The organism is Vibrio halioticoli NBRC 102217 (assembly GCF_000496695.1).
GTDB classification, from domain to species: Bacteria; Pseudomonadota; Gammaproteobacteria; order Enterobacterales; family Vibrionaceae; genus Vibrio; species Vibrio halioticoli.
This window is the reverse complement of the sequence record NZ_BAUJ01000081.1, coordinates 1-904: the sequence shown is the minus strand read 5'-3', so window position 1 is coordinate 904 and position 904 is coordinate 1. Positions and strand designations below refer to the sequence as shown.

The 904-nt window shown below is 46.9% G+C and carries 1 protein-coding gene; it reads right to left on the bottom strand.

Annotation, left to right across the window (positions count from 1 at the left end):
* Window positions 1-331, bottom strand: a 331-nt coding sequence (locus VHA01S_RS16950) for a reverse transcriptase N-terminal domain-containing protein (RefSeq protein ID WP_023405569.1), incomplete at its 3' end; no start/stop codon positions are given.
* Window positions 332-904 lie beyond the last annotated feature (573 nt).

The following is a 904-nucleotide window of genomic DNA, read 5'->3' as shown; positions in this document are numbered from 1 at the left end:
AGATACGCCTGAGTGGTTTCGCTTGATAAGCTTTCCGACTCAGTTGATTTACTGCTTTCATACGACGCGTGTCTGTGTTCCAGACAACGCCGTCTATTCCAGGCGTTTTACTGCCTTTATTTTGAGAGACTCGCTTAACAGCAAGAAGTTTAGCTGAGCGAGAGTGAGTCAGTATCCACTGCAATGCTTTTGCTTTGCCATGTTTACCGTCTCTAGTTGCCTTTGCGATACGCATTTGAAGCTTTAAGACGTTCGCCTCTACGGTCTTCCAGTTAATGGATTGCCACAGTGCATTGTCAGAAGATGCACTAATCTCATTCGAAATCATCATTTGCTTTTCTTCCTTAATAAAGTTATTCAAACTCTCTCGCAACGAGAGACCAGTTGGAAGTGGGCTCACTTTCATGATCAGGCACAAGCCTGTATCTGCATCGTTACAATGCAGCCTTCGCTTTTTCCAACCTCCTATACCTGCATCACTATCGGCCACAGAGGCTTTCCCAGAGGGAGTGATACAGGCTTACCGTGTTCCGTATGTCACGCAATGTCAGTTTAGATGCCCGCTATGGTGCGGAGAGTTCAATGATCACGAAAGAGCATGGGGCAATCTCTTTCCGACTCTCGTGCCTTTTTGGCTACAGCGTATTAACCACTTCCGCTGTTTGCAAACATAACGCGCCTTGAGCGGATTCACATATGTTCATCATGCTGACTACCTAGCACTCACCCGATTGTGGTTATCAGGAGGATCGTCCTCTCACGATTCAAATCCCGAACGGCATGACCCCGTTCTTCGTTACATTGTCAGAGCCGCTACTTTATTCAGGCTCCTAGGTTCATCTGGTGATACAGATGGTTCATACATTAAGCGGTGAACAGCGCTTCATACGACTTCACGTCGCAC